This is a genomic window from Streptomyces sp. NBRC 110611, assembly GCF_001590865.1.
GTDB lineage: Bacteria > Actinomycetota > Actinomycetes > Streptomycetales > Streptomycetaceae > Streptomyces.
This window is the reverse complement of record NZ_BBUY01000001.1, coordinates 460,455-475,438: the sequence shown is the minus strand read 5'-3', so window position 1 is coordinate 475,438 and position 14,984 is coordinate 460,455. Positions and strand designations below refer to the sequence as shown.

Genomic DNA, 14,984 nt, shown 5'->3' with positions numbered 1-14,984 from the left:
TCTCGCCCGGGGGCGGTGACGGCTCTCGTACGGGGGCGGTGACAGCTCGCGGCCGGGGGGGCGGTGACAGCTCTCGCCCCCAGGGCCGGCGACGTCCCTCGTACGGGCCGGATGGGTCCCGGAGGGTCTACGCCCCGCCGCGCCCCCCGTACGACCCGCCCTGCCCCTGCACGGACCTGCGGTACCACGAGCCCGACGGGCTTCCTCCCGTACCCTCGGAACCATGTCGCTCTACGCCGCCTACGCCGGCAACCTCGACGCGCGGCTGATGTCCCGCCGCGCACCGCACTCGCCGCTGCGCGGCACCGGCTGGCTCAACGGCTGGCGGCTCACCTTCGGCGGCGAGCAGATGGGCTGGGAAGGCGCCCTGGTGACGGTCGTCGAGGACCCGGACTCGCAGCTCTTCGTCGCGCTCTACGACATCGCCCCGATGGACGAGGAGTCCATGGACCGGTGGGAGGGCGTCGGCCTGGACATCTACCGGCGGATGCGGGTACGGGTCGACACCCTCGACGGCGACGAAACGGCCTGGATCTACGTCCTCAACGGCTACGAGGGCGGGCTGCCCTCCGCCCGCTATCTGGGCGAGATCGCCGACGCGGCGGAGTCCGCGGGAGCGCCACACGATTACGTGATGGAGCTGCGGAAGAGGCCCTGCTGAGGGTGCCCCGCCCTAGACTCGGACACGATTGACGTACGAAGGGGAGAGCGCGATGACCGGCAGGACTGCCTACCAGGTCTACTACACGGAACAGGCGGCAACGTCGCGGGACCGGCTCGATGAATCACAGCGCGCCGCGTTCGACAAGGGCATCATGATGCTCGCCCAGGACCCGTTCCCCGACCTGTCCCGGCCCATAAGCTCCACCGGAGACGACCGGACGATCCGGCTGACGCAGAACATCCTGATCGAGTACACGGTCAGCGTCGGCCGACTGCTGATCTTCATTGTCGAGGTCTTCAACGACAGGGACATCTACGTCACAGGCGAATGACGGGGCGTGGGCGGCTGACCGCAGCCGCCCAGGCCGTTTGTCGGAAACGACAAAGCAACGATCCCCACGCCGTGAGGTCTGTCATCTACGCGCGTAGGCGAACAACGGCTACCCTCGTCCGCGTGAACGCATCTGTTACCCCGGACATCGCGCGCGACCCGCAGGGCGCCGCCGCCGACGCCGCCGCCCGCCTGCGCGAGCTGACCGGCGCCGAGACCCACGACGTCGCCCTGGTGATGGGCTCCGGCTGGGCCCCGGCCGCCGAGGCCCTGGGCGCGCCCGAGCACGAATTCCCCGTCACCGAGCTGCCCGGCTTCCCGCCGCCGGCCGTCGCCGGCCACGGCGGCAAGATCCGCTCCTACCGCGTGGGCGAGAAGCGCGCCCTGGTCTTCCTGGGCCGCACCCACTACTACGAGGGCCGTGGCGTCGCCGCGGTCGCGCACGGCGTCCGTACCGCCGTCGCCGCGGGCTGCAAGACCGTCGTGCTCACCAACGGGTGCGGCGGCCTGCGCGACGGCATGCGCCCCGGCCAGCCGGTCCTGATCAGCGACCACCTGAACCTGACCGCCACCTCCCCGATCGCCGGCGCGAACTTCGTCGACCTCACCGACCTGTACTCGCCGCGGCTGCGCGCGCTGTGCAAGGAGGTCGACGCGAGCCTGGAGGAGGGCGTCTACGCCCAGCTTCCCGGCCCGCACTACGAGACCCCGGCCGAGATCCGGATGCTGCGCACGCTGGGCGCCGACCTGGTCGGCATGTCCACCGTCCTCGAGGCCATCGCGGCGCGCGAGGCCGGTGCCGAGGTGCTCGGTCTGTCGCTGGTGACGAACCTCGCCGCCGGTATGACGGGCGAGCCGCTCAACCACGAAGAGGTACTGCAGGCCGGCCGTGACTCCGCGGTCGCTATGGGGCAGCTGCTCGGCCAGGTCCTCAACAAGATCTAATAGCCGAAAGATCTCACCGAGGACGGGCCACCGTCCGCCGGACCGGCGCCCGGGCCACCGTCCGCCGGACCGGCGCGCGCGGTGGCCCGTCGCCCGCCCCACCCCCGCAGTCGACACCCGCTGCAATCGCAGTACTCGCCGTACTCCCCGTACTCATCCCAGTACTCGCTCATCCCAGTACTCGCAGTACTCGCAGCATTCACAGGCAGGAGCAATCGCGTGGCTACGGATCCCTCGGGCCTCATCGACCGGGCCCAGTCGTGGCTGGCCGAGGACCCCGACCCGGAGACCCGGGACGAGCTGTCCGCCCTCATCGCGGCCCAGGACACCGACGAACTGGCCGTCCGTTTCGCCGGCACTCTCCAGTTCGGCACCGCCGGCCTGCGCGGCGAGCTGGGCGCGGGCCCGATGCGGATGAACCGCTCGGTGGTCATCCGGGCCGCGGCCGGCCTCGCCGCGTACCTCAAGGCGAAGGGCCAGGGCTCCGGCCTGGTCGTGATCGGTTACGACGCGCGCTACAAGAGCGCCGACTTCGCACGGGACACCGCGGCCGTGATGGTCGGCGCGGGCCTGCGCGCCGCGCTGCTGCCCCGCCCGCTGCCCACCCCCGTCCTGGCGTTCGCGATCAGGCACCTGGGCGCGGTGGCCGGCGTCGAGGTGACCGCCAGCCACAACCCGCCGCGCGACAACGGCTACAAGGTCTACCTCGGCGACGGCTCGCAGATCGTGCCGCCCGCGGACGGCGAGATCGCCGCCGAGATCGCCGCCGTACATTCCCTCACGGACGTACCGCGCCCCGAGTCCGGCTGGGAGACCCTCGACGACGACGTCCTCACCGCCTACCTGGCGCGCACCGACGCCGTCCTGACCCCCGGCTCCCCCCGCGACCTGAACGTCGTCTACACCCCGATGCACGGCGTCGGCCGGGACACCCTCCTCGCCGCCTTCGCCCGCGCCGGTTTCCCGGCCCCCACGGTCGTCGCGGAGCAGGCCGAGCCGGACCCGGACTTCCCCACGGTCGCCTTCCCCAACCCGGAGGAGCCGGGCGCGATGGACCTCTCCTTCGCCGCCGCCCGCGCCCAGGGCGACGGTGAGGTCGACATCGTCATCGCCAACGACCCCGACGCGGACCGCTGTGCCGTCGCCGTCCCGGCGCCCGGTACGCCGGACGGCTGGCGGATGCTGCGCGGCGACGAGGTCGGCGCGCTGCTCGCCGCCCACCTCGTCCGCAAGGGCGCGACCGGCACGTTCACCACCACGATCGTCTCCTCCCAGCTGATGTCCCGTATCGCGGGCTCCGCCTCGCTCCCCTACGAGGAGACCCTGACCGGCTTCAAGTGGCTGGCCCGGGTGGACGGCCTGCGGTACGCCTACGAGGAGGCGCTCGGCTACTGCGTCGACCCCGAGGGCGTCCGCGACAAGGACGGCATCACCGCCGCCCTGCTGATCACCGAGCTGGCCGCCGAGCTCAAGCGGGACGGCCGGACCCTCGCCGACCTCCTGGACGACCTCGCGGTGGAGCACGGCCTGCACGCCACCGACCAGCTCTCCGTCCGCGTCGAGGACCTCTCCCTCATCGCGAACGCCATGCGCCGGCTCCGCGAGCAGCCGCCGACCACCCTGGCCGGTCTGTCCGTGACCCGGGCCGACGACCTGAGCCAGGGCACCGAGACGCTCCCGCCCACCGACGGACTCCGCTACTACCTCTCCGGCTCCCCGGAGGCCGGCATCGAGAGCGCCCGCATCGTGGTCCGCCCCTCCGGCACCGAGCCCAAGCTCAAGTGCTACCTGGAGGTCGTGGTACCGGTGCAGTCGGCAAACGCACTCCCCGAGGCCCGCGGCAGAGCAGCGGGCACACTCGCAGCCCTCAAGGACGACCTGTCGACGGCGGCCGGGATCTGACGTACGCAGAAGGCCAGCGCCTCCACCTCCGGCTACGCCGGTCGTGGGGGCGCCTTCGTCATTGGTCGCTCAGACAGCGAACTTCCCACCCTTGACGGTGTCGACGAACGACGACCACGCCGACGGTTCGAAGACGAGCGCCGGGCCGTGCGGGTCCTTGGAGTCACGGACGGGAACAACACCAGTGATTCCCTTCCCGATCTCGATGCACTCACCGCCGTTAGTGCTGCTGTAGCTGGACTTGCGCCAGCGGATGGGCAGCATGCTTGCGCTGGTCATGCCTTTTTCAGTCCTTCCAGGTGATCACCAATGAGGACGGCCGAGTCCTCGGGAGACAGGGCGTAACTTCTGAGGAGATCATAGGCGTGGGTTGCTGCTGTGACTTCGGTCGCGTCCAGAGCTGTCCGTCCTTGGGAGAAGGCATCCACGTGCAGCACGTCATGCGGCGGCTTACGGCCGTCGCTCTTCGGGCCCTTTCCTTCGTCAAAGGTGAGCAGGGTGAAGGGCCCGGCCAGCCCTGGGTGTGCAGCGATGGCGTCCGGCACCACCTGAATGACGATCCGGGGTTCTTGGCCTGCCGCGAGGAGGCGTTCAAGCTGTTCTGCCATGACGTCAGGGCCGCCGATCTTCCGGCGTAGCGCTTGTTCATCCACGATGAACCACGTACGTGGTGGTGCTGCCCGTTCAAAGATTGCTTGACGTGTCATACGGGCGGCAACGAGATCATCCAAGTTGTCAGGCCGTACCGGGGTGAGCATGGCCCGTGCGTACGCCTCCGTTTGCAAAAGACCAGGAATGACCTGACTCTGAAACGATCGAATCACCGAGGCTTCGCGCTCAAGTTCGACGTAGGGCAAGAACCATGATGGGTAGGCGTACCGCACAACAAGGGGGTAGAACTCGGCGAAGAAGTCAACCCCGAACGCGGTGTCGAGGTCACGGGCAAGGTCCAGCGACGGCACCCGCTTCGCGTTCTCCACTTAGCTGATCATGGCCCCAGTTGCGTGCGCCTCGTGGGCCAACTCGCCCTGCGACCAACCTCGTTCGGCGCGGAGCTTGAGTACTCGCGATCCGAAGAATCCCAACAGGCTTATCGGTGGGGATGGTTGGCCGTTGTCATCTTCCATTGCCACAGGCGACCCCCCACTGATGATCTTGATCCTTAACTTCTGCGGAGTTAAGACTCCGCCCCTGTTCAGCGTACGCCCGGCCGGGCACGGTGGAACCACCCAACAGGCCAACAAGAGAGCGTGACCATGGCAGTTCAGGCGGCGTGGCAGACAGCAAGCGATGTGCGTAAGCGACTGGACAACGCGCTTCGCCGGGTGGGGTTCAACGCGGAGCCATCACTCGTATCGGTTACCCGAAACGGTCCGGATCGAATCGCCCCGCCGAACCTGCCCGTGGCGGACGCTGAGCGCCTGGCGGTGTTGTTGGAGTCGATGCCGGAAGCGGTGACCCGCCGATGAGTGGCTTCCAGGAGAAGGCCGTAGAGCTTCCCTGGCCGTACAGTCCGCGAGACCTCGACCCGGAGCCCGTAAAGGACTGTGAGCGGTGTGCAGCGCTGGCTACGGAGTGCTCCAAGCATCGCGATCAGGCGGAGTTCGGGCTGGCCGTCATCGCCGGCATGAAGATCGCCGAACACCGGAAGTTCGGCTCGCACAACGACACCCTCGAGACCCCCGGTCAGCCATGAGACCGGGCGCGTGGCCCGTTCGCGCCTACGCGCCCTTGACGGACTTACCCGGCAGGGTGATGGTCGTGCAATCGGGTGCAATCAGATCGGCTGAGGGAGAGTTCACGTAGGAAACTGCGTTTCCTCGGGATCATCCCGAACACCCCGGGCAAAGAGTCACCGACCATCTGGCTGGACGAGGACAGCGGAGACCTGCTGATCCAGTCGTACAAGGCCACAGAGTCCGAGGTTAAGGAGTGCCAGAAGATCGGCTCAATCCCCGGACACTCGACGGACGTTCCGGATCACGAGACGATCATCCGGCTGCCTAAGGTGATGCTTCAGTACGTCCCCCAGCAAGTAAGCGAGGGTGAGTCGAACGGTGGCAATGACGTTTGAAGAAGAGTGGGCCCGCGCCACAAGGGGCCGAGCTCACGAAGCATCCGCCGCCTACCAGGCGTGGACAGAGCTGGCGAAGGAAGCAACGGCCCGCGGAGTGGTCGTGCGTCGCGCCCGCATCATCAGCGAACCCATCTCAGACTATTGCCGGTTCGAGTACGACCTGACAGGCCCGGTGAATATCGCAGGCGGTGAACTTGTCCGCTGGCTGCCCCGTCGGCGCGCGTCAGACATCGCCCTGCACGGCAACGATTTCTGGATCTTCGACGGCACACGCGGCAACTTCAACCACTTCGCAGGCGACGGGTCCTCGGCCGGCCCGGAACCCATCAGCGACCCGCGAGTAGTGAAGCTGTGCGCCGACGCCTTCGAAGCCGTATGGGAGCGGGCTACCCCGCACGAGGAGTACAAGCCCGTCTGACCCATGGCAGTCTCGTCATCGTCCAGCGCCCAGGCAGCCCGGCAGGTACTTGCAGACCGCCTCAGCGAGATCTGCCGGGATGCCGGCCTGGAAGGCAAACAGCTGGCACTGGAGTGCGGTTGGCACCCGTCGAAGGTGTCCCGTATCGCCAATGCCAAGACCTCACCCTCCGCTGACGACATCCTGGCGTGGTGTCGGGCATGCGGCGTGGAAGGCCAGGCGCAGGACCTCTTAGCCTCTCTACGAGACGTCGAGGGCATGTGGCTTCAGTGGCACCGCATGGAACGCAGCGGCCTGCGACGTGCCCAAGAAGCAATCCTCCCACTATTCGAACGCACCCGTTGGTACCGGGACTACTCGCCGGACTTCATCCCTGGACTTCTTCAGACCTCCGCATACACAGAAGACGTCCTCCGCGCCGTCCAGCAAAGGCGCGTTGCGGTCGATGACGTAGCGGACGCGGTCGCTGTCCGTATGGAGCGTCAGCGGGTGTTGTACGAGGGCCAGAAGCGTTTCGCGTTCCTGATGGAGGAGTCGGCGTTGACCAACTCGCAGGGCACGGCTGCCACGCAGATTGAGCAACTTGAGCACCTGTTGACGGTCGGAGCGATGCCCAACGTAAGCGTCGGGGTAGTGCCGGCCAGGATCGGCCGAACCCGCATGCCGGTCGAAGGCTTCTACATCTTCGACAACGCTCAAGCCAATGTTGAGCTGGTGTCCGGATACCTCACGCTCACACAGCCCAGCGAAGTCAAGGCGTACGCCGACGCGTTCGCGACCATGGCCGATATGGCTGTCTACGGCGCGAAGGCTAAGAGGATGATCACAGCGGTCATGGACGCTGTCGCGTAATTGCCGTGCAATCGCGTGCAATCGGCTGGGACCTGGAGCCAGTCATTGCCTAGCGTGTCGTCATCGGGACGACGCGCGATGAAGGGCGGATGGGCATGACCAGCCCGATTCGGTACAGCCAAGACCCCGTGCAACTGCCGCTGGACCAGTGGCTCGTCGAAGGCCACCCGGTGCCCGGCTGTAAGAAGTGCGCTGTCTCGGACGAGAGGCGTAGCGAAGCGGTCAGCCGGAAGGACTGGCGAGCCGCCTGCGCTGCTGCCCGCGATATCCGCAGCCACAACGAAAGCCACTGAACACAAAGACTCCCGCCCCGGCGGCGGAAACCTGGACAGTCGAGCAGCCGGGGCGGGTGACCACCGCAGGGAAAACCCTGCGGACCTACGGGCCATGCCTTCGACGGTACGGCGGCATGGCCCCCTCGCGAAAGAGGAGGCTGATAGATGAGCGCTGTAGTAGTGGAGACGAACGAGACACGCACGGCTGACGCCGAAGGCTGGCGCGGCGTTCCGTTCCGGCACCCCCGGGACCTGGAGGCCGTCGTCGAGGCCGACGGCGGGAAGCACGACGGCGGGCCCATGCCTCCGGAAGCGCCCCGCGACCCGGCCCCCAGCGGCGGAGACGGCGATAAGAAGCAGGTCACGCACGCCATAGGCGCATCTGACCACCGGCGTCCGGGCTCAAAGGTCCGGACGCCGGCCAGAGTCCAGGGCGTTCAGGAACGCAAGAACCAGCAGCGCGAAGAGCGCGCCATGTCGGCCAGCTTGGTCCTAGCCATGGCTGACATCGGTTTAGCCTTGATCGGCCTATGGGCTGGCGTGATGGCGCTCCTGTGGAACATCTGCTGGGTGGGCATCATCAAGACTTGGAGGAATACCGTCCACCCGCCCTGGACGACGATCGCCGCAACGCGGTGCGGCACGTCCCGGTGGGCCAGTTGCCGGTGCGGCCCGACGTCAACTACCCAAGAACCAGGGGGAAGAAAGAACCCTTCCCCGCCCCTCCAGCCTCCCCGTCACCCACAAGGGTGGGTTTCGCCAACTGGGCTGGATTTCGGGCGGGTTGACGGGCATATGCTCGCCGCAACAACCGCACACAGACGTCGGCCCCCGGCGGGAGTAGCAATCCCGGTCGAGGGCCTGACCACCGAGGAAGGCATCAACTTCCTGATGGATAGGCAGAACCCTAGCGCGCCTTCGTGCGCCGCGTCTCCCGTTCCCGTGAATGTTGACCCGTCCGTGGACGAGGACACGACCCGCCCCGGTGTCGTCCACGCCAACACCCGCCACACCAGCCGCTTCACGGTCGTCGGCAATCACCTCGCGCAGCACCGGGGGCTCACGCTCACCGCGATCGGGCTCGCGCTGCACATCCAGTCGCTGCCCGCCGGGGCCAAGGTCACCATCAAGGCCCTCGCCGCCCGCTTCCCGGAGGGCGAGACGCGGATCGCCGCCGCACTGCGGGAACTGGAGACGCACGGCTATCTGGCGCGCATCCGGAAGCGCCTCCCGAGCGGCCGCATCGTCACCCATACCGTGTCGTACAACCAGCCGGGCGCGGCCGTCAGTCCGGTATCCGAGTCGCCCCGCAGGCCCGAACGACCGCAGACCTCCGTGCCGCCTCCGCCCCCGGCTCCCTTGCCGCAACCCGCAGAGCCCCCGGCCCCGGCCCCCGACGCCGCGCCCGCACCCGCACCCGCGCCCCGGGAACCGCTCCCCGAGCCGTGCACGCCGGACCTGGAGCGTCATCGCACCGCCGCCGCCCTCCTCGTGGAGCTGCGCCGCCACGAACCCCGGCTGCTGCTGGCCGAGCGGGACGTCCGCCGCCTCACCCCGGCCGTAGCGGCCTGGCTGGAGCGCGGCGCCGCTCCTGATTCCGTACGTCATGCCCTCACCGGACGTCTCCCCGGCGAGCTGAAGCACCCGGCCGCGCTGATCGCGCACCGGCTCACCGCGCTGCTGCCGCCGCCCCTCCCCGTCACACCGGCCGTGGCACCGCCTGCCCCGCTCCAGAACTGCGAAGGGTGCGACCGTGCCTTCCGCGCGCCCAGGCCCGGGCGCTGCCGCGACTGCCGACCCGACCAGAGAGACGCCGCCTGAGACAGGTGCTGGATGGACACGACGCCCAGTGCGGGTCGGCTCTCGTTGCCGGCGATGAACCCCGGCGGATGTTTTTGCATCTCCTTTACTGAACGTTGGCGCATGGCGAGGCCGGTGGGGTGCCCTGGCTTCTTCCTCGCCGACCATCGACATGCATCGGAGAGAAGCACACATGAGCGCGACGGTTCCCGCTGCGGAGACGATTCCCACTGTGGATCAGGACGAGTTCGACGCGGTTCTGGCCAGTGAGGCCCGGCCTGTGCTGGCGGACTTCACGGCCAGTTGGTGCGGGCCGTGCGCCGAACTGGCCCCCAGGCTTGAGCAGTTCGCCGCCGCTGAGGGCGGGCGGGTGCGGGTGGTGGCGGTTGACGTCGACGCCTCCCCGGAGCTGTCCGCCCGGTATGACGTCGTGGCCATGCCCACCTTGATCCTCTTCGCCGGCGGGGTCCCGGTGCTGCGTCTGTCCGGTCCCGAGGACCTGGCGACCGTCGCGGCCGGTCTGGATGCCTTGGATGCCATGGATGCCCTGGGCGCCCTGGAGGAGGAATCGTCGCTCTCCGCGCCGGGGCGGCTCGGCCGTGGGCCGCGCGCTGCCCGCCTCCTCCGCTTCAAGGGCCGCGGGCCAGGAGTGATCATCACGCCTGAGCAGAGCGCCGGGCAGAGCGCCGGGCAGGGGGGCCAGGTCGACACCGTCATCGACGTCCCCGCAGGTCACACCACGTTCGGGATGGTCTCGGACGCGGACGAGCTGGGCTCCCTGACCGGGCTCGACCCCGACGCCCTGGACAGCCTCGTCGTCCACTCCGAAACCCCTCTCGACCTGGCCCCGGTGCTCCGCTTGACCGGCCTGTCCGACCTCTCCCTCGACGCACCGGGCATCGGCACCGCCGAGGCCGGGCAGCTGGCCACCCTGCGCAATCTGCGCAGTCTGACGCTGACGAACCCGGACGGAGACGGAGAGGGCGAAATCTCCCCGGAGGTGCTGCGGGAACTGCGGGCCGCTCTGCCGCACACCGAGATCAACGGGCAGTGGGCCCTGCCCGCCCTCCGTCACCTGCTGGCCGACGACGCCTCCGGTGATCAAGATGGTCAGGGTGATCAAGAGGCGGGGCAGACTGTCGAAGGTGCCCTCGCCGCCAGGCGCCGCGGTGGTGAGGCCGTGACCGCGTATGTGACCGTGCGCGTCCCCGAAGGGGCGCACGCCTTCGCGCCCGGCAGCCCGGAGGGCCTGCCCGTCTCCGTGAGCCTGCCCGAGAGCTCACCATGGCGGCTGGTCGGCGAGCCGGTCTTCCCTCACACCGCCGATGCCAAGCTGTCCGGCACGGCTCTGATCGTCCTCGAACTCGCCGGTCCCGCCGACCGTTCGGAACTTGACTTGGACCTTGAGGCGCGTGTGCAGACCTGCGCGGACGGGAGCTGCCACCCGCCCGTCACCCTCCGCCTCGGCTGCGTCCCGACCGGCTGACCGTCCGTTCCAGGGGGCCAGGGGGCCGGGGGGCCGGGGGGCCGGGGGGCCAGGGGCCAGGGGCCTCTGTCAGAGGGCGATCATCACCGCGAGTCCGACCGCGCCCGCCACGCTCGGCGCGATGATCTCGTACGCCCACCGGACGACGACCGGATTCCCCTGGGCGCTCTGCCGCTCACCCTCCCCCGCCCGTCCCTTGATCTCGCGGAGTTCGTCCAGGGCCTGGTCGGCCATGGCGCGGGGTACGGGGCCGGAGTCGGCGCCGGCGCCGGCGTTCGAGCCGAAGCGGGGCCGGGCCGCGGTGGCCGTGGCCGTGGCGCCGCGCAACGCCTGCCGGTTGGCCTTCTTGCGCTGGCGGAGGGAGACCGGGAGGGCCCACATCTGGTACTTGTCGCCGCCGGTGGTGAACACCTCGGTGGAGAACGACGCCCGCAGGTCCTCCACCGCGCCCCACGGGAGCGTGATCGTACGGAAGGGGTTGCGGATGGTCAGGCGGTCGTCGCCCGCCCGTACGACGGGGCGGAAGGTGTAGGCGACGACCAGCGGGACGAGGAGCAGCAGGGCGAACGCCGCCGTGAGCCTGGTGTTCGCCGTGCCCCGGAGGAGGGCGTCACCGCCGAGCCAGAGGGCGAGCAGAAGAAGGAGCACACCACCGGCGAGGGCCGCGGGCGAGCGGTAGCTGCGCTCGGCGTACTGCTGCTGAGGCGGGGTGGTCCGGTCCTGGCGCGTCATGCCGCCGATTCTGCCCGACCGTCCGGATGCCGGACATTGCGTTACGGCATCAGTCGGGCGCGGCGTCGGATTCACTTCGGATTCGGATTCACTCACGACCGGGGGATGACATTGCGCTACGCGCGTAGATATGCTCCCCTCGTGACCATGCCCATCACTGTTCCCGCATACGGCAAGGAAGCCGCGGGGCGTCTGGCGTCAATGGCGGACGTGACCGCCGATGACGGTGCGCTGCGCCGCTTCCTCCACGGCCTCCCGGGGGTCGACGCGGTCGGGCTGGACGCCCGCGCCGCCACCCTCGGCACCCGCTCGATCAAGACCACGGCGAAGGCGTACGCCATCGACCTCGCCATCTCGATGATCGACCTGACGACCCTCGAAGGCGCGGACACCCCGGGCAAGGTCCGGGCGCTGTGCGCCAAGGGTGTCCACCCCGACCCCACGGACCGCACCGCCCCCAAGGTCGCGGCGATCTGTGTCTACCCCGACATGGTCGCGACGGCCAAGGAGGCGCTCGGCGGCTCCGGCATCCACGTCGCGTCCGTCGCCACGGCCTTCCCGGCCGGCCGCGCCGCGCTGCCGGTGAAGCTCGCCGACACCCGGGACGCGGTCGCGGCCGGCGCGGACGAGATCGACATGGTGATCGACCGGGGCGCCTTCCTCACCGGCCGCTACCTGGAGGTCTTCGAGGAGATCAAGGCCGTCAAGGAGGCGTGTGCGCGCCCGGACGGCAGCGCCGCGCACCTCAAGGTGATCTTCGAGACCGGTGAGCTCCAGACGTACGACAACGTCCGCCGGGTCTCCTGGCTGGCGATGCTGGCCGGCGCCGACTTCATCAAGACCTCGACCGGCAAGGTGAGCGTGAACGCGACCCCGCCGGTCACCCTGCTCATGCTCGAAGCCGTACGGGACTTCCACGCCGCCACCGGCGTCCAGGTCGGTGTGAAGCCGGCCGGCGGCATCCGTACCACCAAGGACGCCATCAAGTACCTGGTGATGGTCAACGAGACCCTCGGCGAGCCCTGGCTGACGCCCGACTGGTTCCGCTTCGGCGCCTCCAGCCTCCTGAACGACCTGCTGATGCAGCGCCAGAAGCTCAGCACCGGCCGCTACTCCGGCCCCGACTACGTCACGGTGGACTGAGGCACCCATGACCTTCGATTACGCACCCGCACCCGAGTCCCGCTCGGTCGTCGACATCGCGCCGTCCTACGGGCTGTTCATCGACGGCGAGTTCGCCCCGGCCGCCGACGGCAAGGTCTTCAAGACCGTGTCCCCGTCGAGCGAGGAGACGCTCTCCGAGGTCGCCCAGGCCAACGCCGACGACGTCGACCGTGCCGTCAAGGCGGCCCGTAAGGCGTTCGAGAAGTGGTCCGCGCTGCCCGGTGCCGAGCGCGCCAAGTACCTCTTCCGGATCGCCCGGATCATCCAGGAGCGCTCGCGTGAGCTGGCGGTGCTGGAGTCGCTGGACAACGGCAAGCCGATCCGGGAGTCCCGGGACGCCGATCTGCCGCAGGTCGCCGCGCACTTCTTCTACTACGCGGGCTGGGCGGACAAGCTCGACCACGCCGGCTACGGGCCGAACCCCCGGCCGCTGGGCGTGGCCGGGCAGGTCATCCCCTGGAACTTCCCCCTCCTCATGCTGGCGTGGAAGATCGCCCCGGCGCTGGCGACCGGCAACACGGTCGTCCTGAAGCCGGCCGAGACCACCCCGCTGTCCGCGCTCTTCTTCGCGGACATCTGCCGCCAGGCCGGGCTCCCCAAGGGCGTCGTCAACATCCTCACCGGCGACGGCTCGACCGGCGCCGCGCTGGTGGCCCACCCGGACGTCAACAAGGTCGCCTTCACCGGCTCGACCGACGTCGGCAAGGCCATCGCCCGTACGGTCGCCGGCACGGACAAGAAGGTGACGCTGGAGCTGGGCGGCAAGGCGGCGAACATCGTCTTCGACGACGCGCCGATCGACCAGGCCGTCGAGGGCATCGTCAACGGGATCTTCTTCAACCAGGGGCATGTCTGCTGCGCGGGTTCGCGCCTGCTCGTCCAGGAGTCGGTCCAGGACGAGCTGCTGGACGCCCTCAAGCGCCGGATGCGGACCCTGCGGGTGGGCGACCCGCTCGACAAGAACACCGACATCGGAGCCATCAACTCCGCCGAGCAGCTGGCCCGGATCACCGCACTGGCCGACGCCGGCGAGGCGGAGGGCGCCGAGCGCTGGGCCCCGGCCTGCGAACTCCCCTCCTCCGGCTACTGGTTCGCGCCGACCCTCTTCACGGGCGTCACCCAGGCGCACCGGATCGCCCGGGAGGAGATCTTCGGCCCGGTGCTGTCCGTGCTGACCTTCCGTACGCCGGAAGAGGCCGTCGCGAAGGCCAACAACACGCCCTACGGTCTGTCGGCGGGCATCTGGACGGAGAAGGGCTCGCGGATCCTGTGGATGGCGAACCAGCTCCGCGCGGGCGTCATCTGGTCCAACACGTTCAACAAGTTCGACCCCACCTCGCCGTTCGGCGGCTACAAGGAGTCGGGCTACGGCCGCGAGGGCGGTCGCCACGGCCTGGAGGCGTACCTCAATGTCTGAGCGGCTGAGTGTTCTCAAGACCTACAAGCTGTACGTCGGGGGAAAGTTCCCCCGGTCCGAGAGCGGGCGGGTGTACGAGGTGACGGACTCGAAGGGGACGCGGCTGGCCAACGCCCCGCTGGCCTCCCGCAAGGACGCCCGGGACGCGGTGGTCGCGGCCCGCAAGGCGTTCGGCGGCTGGTCGGGGGCCACGGCCTACAACCGCGGCCAGATCCTCTACCGCGTCGCGGAGATGCTGGAGGGCCGGCGCGACCAGTTCGTCGCGGAGGTGGCGGACGCCGAGGGGCTGTCGAAGGCGAAGGCCGCCGCGCAGGTGGACGCGGCCATCGACCGCTGGGTCTGGTACGCGGGCTGGTCCGACAAGATCGCCCAGATCGCCGGTGGCGCCAACCCGGTGGCGGGCCCGTACTTCAACCTCTCCTCCCCCGAGCCGACCGGTGTGGTCGCCGTCCTGGCCCCCCAGGACTCGTCCTTCCTCGGTCTGGTCTCGGTGATCGCCGCGGCGATCGTCTCCGGCAACACGGTGGTCGTGGCGGCCGCGCAGGACGCGCCGCTGCCCGCGCTGTCGCTGGCCGAGGTGCTGGCCACCTCCGACCTGCCGGGCGGTGTCGTCAACATCCTCTCCGGCCGTACGGCGGAGATCGGCGCCCCGCTCGCCGCCCACCAGGACGTCAACGCGCTCGATCTCGCGGGCGCCGACGCCGAGCTGGCGACGGAACTGGAGACGGCGGCGGCCGAGAACCTCAAGCGGGTGCTGCGCCCGCGGACGACGGACTGGACCGCCGCGCCCGGCACGGACCGGCTGCTCTCCTTCCTGGAGACGAAGACGGTGTGGCACCCGATGGGCGTCTGACGCCTGATCTCGACGCCCTTCCGGGACGAATGTCCTTCCGGGACCACGTCTTTCCGGGACCACGTCCTT

General features: G+C 69.3%; 16 protein-coding genes. 13 read left to right on the top strand and 3 right to left on the bottom strand.

From position 1 onward, the window contains the following. The first annotated feature begins 223 nt into the window (after window positions 1-223). From AZE13_RS02075 to AZE13_RS02060, 4 genes are all read left to right on the top strand, one after another. Window positions 224-661 carry a gamma-glutamylcyclotransferase gene (locus tag AZE13_RS02075; protein WP_066926110.1) on the top strand — a complete coding sequence of 146 codons (438 nt, stop codon included), beginning with the start codon at window positions 224-226 and terminating at the stop codon, window positions 659-661. A gap of 52 nt (window positions 662-713) precedes the next feature. Continuing rightward, window positions 714-995 carry a type II toxin-antitoxin system RelE family toxin gene (locus AZE13_RS02070; RefSeq protein ID WP_066926107.1) on the top strand — a complete coding sequence of 94 codons (282 nt, stop codon included), beginning with the start codon at window positions 714-716 and terminating at the stop codon, window positions 993-995. Window positions 996-1,117: 122 nt separating this feature from the next. Beyond that, on the top strand, window positions 1,118-1,939 hold the full coding sequence (locus AZE13_RS02065; RefSeq protein WP_066926103.1) for a purine-nucleoside phosphorylase: 822 nt from the start codon (window positions 1,118-1,120) through the stop codon (window positions 1,937-1,939). 219 nt (window positions 1,940-2,158) lie between these two features. Next, a complete protein-coding gene (locus tag AZE13_RS02060) occupies window positions 2,159-3,841 on the top strand; it encodes a phospho-sugar mutase (protein WP_066926100.1) in 1,683 nt (560 codons plus the stop codon). A gap of 69 nt (window positions 3,842-3,910) precedes the next feature. On the opposite strand, the gene AZE13_RS02055 is transcribed toward AZE13_RS02060, so the two are convergent. Both AZE13_RS02055 and AZE13_RS33605 read right to left on the bottom strand, forming a co-directional pair. Beyond that, window positions 3,911-4,120 carry a DUF397 domain-containing protein gene (locus AZE13_RS02055; RefSeq protein ID WP_066926098.1) on the bottom strand — a complete coding sequence of 70 codons (210 nt, stop codon included), beginning with the start codon at window positions 4,118-4,120 and terminating at the stop codon, window positions 3,911-3,913. After that, window positions 4,117-4,821, bottom strand: coding sequence for a DUF5753 domain-containing protein (locus AZE13_RS33605; RefSeq protein WP_258527535.1), 705 nt, complete (start codon window positions 4,819-4,821; stop codon window positions 4,117-4,119). Before AZE13_RS33605 ends, AZE13_RS02055 begins: the two co-directional genes overlap by 4 nt. 485 nt (window positions 4,822-5,306) lie before the next feature. On the opposite strand from AZE13_RS33605, the gene AZE13_RS02045 reads away from it, so the two are divergent. From AZE13_RS02045 to AZE13_RS02015, 6 genes are all read left to right on the top strand, one after another. Beyond that, a complete protein-coding gene (locus AZE13_RS02045; RefSeq protein ID WP_066926092.1) occupies window positions 5,307-5,537 on the top strand; it encodes a hypothetical protein in 231 nt (76 codons plus the stop codon). A gap of 75 nt (window positions 5,538-5,612) precedes the next feature. Further along, window positions 5,613-5,915: a hypothetical protein gene (locus AZE13_RS02040; RefSeq protein WP_258527534.1), complete on the top strand. Its 303-nt coding sequence runs from the start codon at window positions 5,613-5,615 to the stop codon at window positions 5,913-5,915. Beyond that, the gene (locus AZE13_RS02035; RefSeq protein ID WP_147264591.1) at window positions 5,905-6,336 is read left to right on the top strand and encodes a DUF6879 family protein; all 432 of its coding nucleotides are present in this window, start codon (window positions 5,905-5,907) and stop codon (window positions 6,334-6,336) included. Before AZE13_RS02040 ends, AZE13_RS02035 begins: the two co-directional genes overlap by 11 nt. A 3-nt stretch (window positions 6,337-6,339) precedes the next feature. After that, window positions 6,340-7,188, top strand: a complete 849-nt coding sequence (locus tag AZE13_RS02030) for a helix-turn-helix domain-containing protein (RefSeq protein ID WP_066926087.1) — start codon at window positions 6,340-6,342, stop codon at window positions 7,186-7,188. Between the two features lie 1,166 nt (window positions 7,189-8,354). Continuing rightward, a complete protein-coding gene (locus AZE13_RS02020) occupies window positions 8,355-9,284 on the top strand; it encodes a DNA-binding protein (protein ID WP_066926080.1) in 930 nt (309 codons plus the stop codon). Window positions 9,285-9,456: 172 nt separating this feature from the next. Then, window positions 9,457-10,749, top strand: a complete 1,293-nt coding sequence (locus tag AZE13_RS02015) for a thioredoxin family protein (RefSeq protein WP_079123610.1) — start codon at window positions 9,457-9,459, stop codon at window positions 10,747-10,749. Between the two features lie 69 nt (window positions 10,750-10,818). Here AZE13_RS02015 and AZE13_RS02010 read toward each other — a convergent pair whose 3' ends face one another. Beyond that, the gene (locus AZE13_RS02010) at window positions 10,819-11,481 is read right to left on the bottom strand and encodes a PH domain-containing protein (RefSeq protein WP_066926075.1); all 663 of its coding nucleotides are present in this window, start codon (window positions 11,479-11,481) and stop codon (window positions 10,819-10,821) included. A gap of 147 nt (window positions 11,482-11,628) precedes the next feature. Between AZE13_RS02010 and deoC the strand changes: the two genes are divergently transcribed. From deoC to AZE13_RS01995, 3 genes are read left to right on the top strand one after another with little or no spacing between them, the layout of a single operon-like run. Continuing rightward, on the top strand, window positions 11,629-12,624 hold the full coding sequence (gene deoC / locus AZE13_RS02005) for a deoxyribose-phosphate aldolase (RefSeq protein WP_181690249.1): 996 nt from the start codon (window positions 11,629-11,631) through the stop codon (window positions 12,622-12,624). A gap of 7 nt (window positions 12,625-12,631) precedes the next feature. Next, a complete protein-coding gene (locus tag AZE13_RS02000) occupies window positions 12,632-14,062 on the top strand; it encodes an aldehyde dehydrogenase family protein (RefSeq protein WP_066926065.1) in 1,431 nt (476 codons plus the stop codon). Beyond that, the gene (locus AZE13_RS01995; protein ID WP_066926061.1) at window positions 14,055-14,915 is read left to right on the top strand and encodes an aldehyde dehydrogenase family protein; all 861 of its coding nucleotides are present in this window, start codon (window positions 14,055-14,057) and stop codon (window positions 14,913-14,915) included. Before AZE13_RS02000 ends, AZE13_RS01995 begins: the two co-directional genes overlap by 8 nt. The last annotated feature ends 69 nt before the right edge of the window (window positions 14,916-14,984 follow it).

What these genes read in the sequence shown, in the direction of transcription:
- AZE13_RS02075 (WP_066926110.1), top strand. Translation starts at nt 224, where the DNA reads ATGTCGCTCTACGCCGCCTACGCCGGCAACCTCGACGCGCGGCTGATG.
- AZE13_RS02070 (WP_066926107.1), top strand. Translation starts at nt 714, where the DNA reads ATGACCGGCAGGACTGCCTACCAGGTCTACTACACGGAACAGGCGGCA.
- AZE13_RS02055 (WP_066926098.1), bottom strand. Translation starts at nt 4,120, where the DNA reads ATGACCAGCGCAAGCATGCTGCCCATCCGCTGGCGCAAGTCCAGCTAC.
- AZE13_RS02045 (WP_066926092.1), top strand. Translation starts at nt 5,307, where the DNA reads ATGAGTGGCTTCCAGGAGAAGGCCGTAGAGCTTCCCTGGCCGTACAGT.
- AZE13_RS02035 (WP_147264591.1), top strand. Translation starts at nt 5,905, where the DNA reads ATGACGTTTGAAGAAGAGTGGGCCCGCGCCACAAGGGGCCGAGCTCAC.
- AZE13_RS02030 (WP_066926087.1), top strand. Translation starts at nt 6,340, where the DNA reads ATGGCAGTCTCGTCATCGTCCAGCGCCCAGGCAGCCCGGCAGGTACTT.
- AZE13_RS02020 (WP_066926080.1), top strand. Translation starts at nt 8,355, where the DNA reads ATGGATAGGCAGAACCCTAGCGCGCCTTCGTGCGCCGCGTCTCCCGTT.
- AZE13_RS02015 (WP_079123610.1), top strand. Translation starts at nt 9,457, where the DNA reads ATGAGCGCGACGGTTCCCGCTGCGGAGACGATTCCCACTGTGGATCAG.
- AZE13_RS02010 (WP_066926075.1), bottom strand. Translation starts at nt 11,481, where the DNA reads ATGACGCGCCAGGACCGGACCACCCCGCCTCAGCAGCAGTACGCCGAG.
- deoC (WP_181690249.1), top strand. Translation starts at nt 11,629, where the DNA reads ATGCCCATCACTGTTCCCGCATACGGCAAGGAAGCCGCGGGGCGTCTG.
- AZE13_RS02000 (WP_066926065.1), top strand. Translation starts at nt 12,632, where the DNA reads ATGACCTTCGATTACGCACCCGCACCCGAGTCCCGCTCGGTCGTCGAC.
- AZE13_RS01995 (WP_066926061.1), top strand. Translation starts at nt 14,055, where the DNA reads ATGTCTGAGCGGCTGAGTGTTCTCAAGACCTACAAGCTGTACGTCGGG.